Origin of the sequence: Rubrivirga sp., assembly GCF_049648075.1 — a bacterium.
In the GTDB taxonomy this organism is placed as follows: domain Bacteria; phylum Bacteroidota; class Rhodothermia; order Rhodothermales; family Rubricoccaceae; genus Rubrivirga.
In genome coordinates this window covers 1-2,874 of the sequence record NZ_JBARYR010000484.1, presented here as the reverse complement: position 1 = coordinate 2,874, position 2,874 = coordinate 1, and the positions used below count along the sequence as shown (strand labels likewise).

Here is a 2,874-nt window from a genome sequence, read left to right as displayed (position 1 = left end):
GCGGTAGAACCAGTAGTTCAGCCGACCTCGAGGTCGGCATAAGTGGTCGGATCCGTCATTATACGCGACGGCATTCTGCATAAGTGGTAGAATCCGTACATAGGGCGTCAACGCCATAACCAACTATGTCCGCTCTCATCGACAGTGCCCGCGAGGCCGCCCGCCTCCGTCATCTGAGCTACGCGACAGAGCAGGCCTACCTCGGGTGGATCCAGCGGTTTGCTCGACACGCCGCGCGGAGCCACGGAGAATGGCGCCACCCCTCCGATCTCGACGAGGCCGATGTCACCGCCTTCCTGAGCTACCTCGCCAACGAGCGAGACGTCGCGGCGAGCACCCAAACGCAAGCGCTCTCGGCCCTGCTGTTCCTCTACGGCGTCGTCCTCGACCGGCCTCTCGGCGACCTCGAGGGCGTAGTCCGTGTCAAGAAGCCCGCTCGGCTCCCCACGGTGCTCTCCCGGCGCGAGGTCTCCGTCTTGCTCGAGCACACGACGGGCACCGCAGGCCTCATCGCTCGTCTGCTGTACGGAGCCGGCCTCCGGCTCAGCGGAGCGCTCCGACTGCGTGTGAAGGACCTTGACTTTGACACTCGTCAGATCACCGTACGGCGTGGGAAGGGCCAGAAAGACCGCCCCACCATTCTACCAGATCTGCTCGCTGACCCGCTCCGCTCTCAGATCGATCGCGCCCGTCGTGTCCACGCTCGCGACCTCGAGGACGGCCACGGCGCTGCCGTACTGCCGGGAGCCTACGCCCGGAAGCATCCCGGGGCGGCTCGCCAGTTACGGTGGCAGTTCGTGTTCCCGAGCACTCGGCGGAGCGAGGACCCGAGGACGGGGACGACCCACCGCCATCACCTCTCGGCCTCGACGGTTCAGAAGGCCGTCGCCCGGGCCGCGAAGGCCGCAGGGATCGAGAAGCGGGCCGGTTGCCACACGCTCCGCCACTCGTTCGCGACCCACATGCTGCAGGACGGCGTCGATATCCGAACGGTTCAGGAGCTCCTCGGACACGCCCGGCTCGCCACGACCCAGATCTACACCCACGTCGCCGGCCTGAACGGGCTGGGCGTGCGGAGTCCGCTCGACCACCTGGACTGATTCGTCCTCGAGGTCGAGCGCGCGTCCTCGAAGACGCTACGACCGCTTCATCGCGAACAGCGCCGCCATCCCAAACAGCGGCCCCCACAGGTACCACGGGCCGCCCGTCGAGGCCGCGACGGCACCCGACACGAGCGACGCGCCCGACAACAGCGCCGTGCGGATCCCCGCGAGGGGCGACGGCTGCTGGTTGCGGATCTGACTCTCCAAGAACCGGATGCCCTCCGCGATGATCGTCGGGCTCTTGACGATCAAGTCCACCAGCTCCGGCGCGCTGCGGAAGCTCTCCTTCAAGAGTGCCCCAGGATTGAACTGGTTGCGGAACAGCTTGTTGACGTGCTTCTTGCTCACCTCGGCCACGTCGAACCCCGGCATCAGCGTCTCGCCGACGCCCTCGAAGGTGACGAGGGCCTTCGTCATCAGCACCATCTCGACCGGGAAGTACATCCGGTACTGGCCCGCCAGCCCGACCGATTCCAGGATGAGCTGCCCGACGTTGACCTCGCCGTACTTCTGCGCTCGGTAGAACCGCCGGCACAACTCCGCAACGGCACGCTGGAAGCCCCGAGGGTCCGCCTTCTTGCCCGGTTGCGACACCGACGCCAGGTGCCGGGCCGCGTTCTCGGCGTCGCCGGTGACGAGGGAGAAGTAGTAGTAGAGCAGCGTCCGACGCAGATCGCCATCGAAGTAGCCGACCATGCCCAGGTCGATGAACCCGAGCTTGGGGTCGACGATGCCGGTCTCCGGGTCGGGGTCCGTGTCCAGGATGAACAGGTTGCCGGGGTGGAGGTCGGCATGGAAAAAGCCGTCGGCGTAGAGCATTCGGATGATGCTCATCGCGCCCAAGTCGACCAGCTTCTCGCGCGCCTCGAACGGTAGCTCGCCGCTCTCCGGCGTGTCCGGCCGGATGCCCCGGAACCGCTCCATCGTCAAGACCAGCCTCGAGGAGTAGTCGCGGTAGATCGTCGGGAAGCGGATGTTGGGGACGTCCGCGAAGTTGAGCGCCAGCTGCTCCGCGTTCTCCGCCTCTCGCCTGAGATCGACCTCGCGAAGGGTGTACTCGGCGAACTCGTCCAGCACCTTCTTGGGCTGGTAGCGCGAGAAAAAGATCTGTAGAAAGCTGCCGAAGAAGCCCAGCAGCCGCGCGTCCCGTTTGAGGATGACGTAGATGTGCGGCTTGACGACTTTGAGGATCACGTCCTCGCCCGTCAACAGCGTCGCAGGGTGGATCTGACCGATCGACGCACTTCCCAGTGGCTTCGGGTCGATGTGCTCGAACGCCTCTTGCCACGGTCGTCCTAGCCCCTTGTTGACGCGGTCGAGGTACTCGGGGAACGGCATCACGGGGAGCCGGTCGAGCAGGTTCTTGAGCTCCTCCGTGATGAACGGCGGCAGCAGATCCTCGCGCAAGGCCAGCACCTGGCCGAGCTTGATGTAGGTCGGCCCCAAGATCTCGAGCCGTCGCCGGAGCTGCTCCTCGAGCCGCAGGCGCCGGAGGTCGCGCTTGACGAACGGCGTCAGGAAGAACGCCGCGACCTTGATGGCGAACAGCGGGAAGCCCTTGACGAACGAGAACTGGTCCCGGTCTCGGGCCACCGCGATCGCGCTCCCGTACACCAGCCCGACGGCGTGGCGCAGCGTCGTGAAGTAGCGCCGGATGAGCGACGGCGGCTCGCCAAAGTCCATGACCTCGTAGCCGGCCTGGCGCGCGACCTCGGTCCCGGCGTCGAGGGCGGGGACCTTCGCGGTCCCAGACCGGCGCCGCAGTCTCGCC

2 protein-coding genes are annotated in these 2,874 nt (G+C 66.4%); one reads left to right on the top strand and one right to left on the bottom strand.

What is annotated here, in order from left to right; translation table 11 throughout:
- The first annotated feature begins 125 nt into the window (after positions 1-125).
- Positions 126-1,100: an integron integrase gene (locus tag WBA11_RS13645; RefSeq protein ID WP_424521221.1), complete on the top strand. Its 975-nt coding sequence runs from the start codon at positions 126-128 to the stop codon at positions 1,098-1,100.
- A 36-nt stretch (positions 1,101-1,136) separates the two neighbouring features.
- On the opposite strand, the gene WBA11_RS13640 is transcribed toward WBA11_RS13645, so the two are convergent.
- Positions 1,137-2,874, bottom strand: a 1,738-nt coding sequence (locus WBA11_RS13640; protein WP_424521220.1) for an ABC1 kinase family protein, incomplete at its 5' end; no start/stop codon positions are given.

Excerpts from the sequence above, each read along its gene's own strand:
- WBA11_RS13645 (WP_424521221.1), top strand. The coding sequence starts at position 126 with ATGTCCGCTCTCATCGACAGTGCCCGCGAGGCCGCCCGCCTCCGTCAT.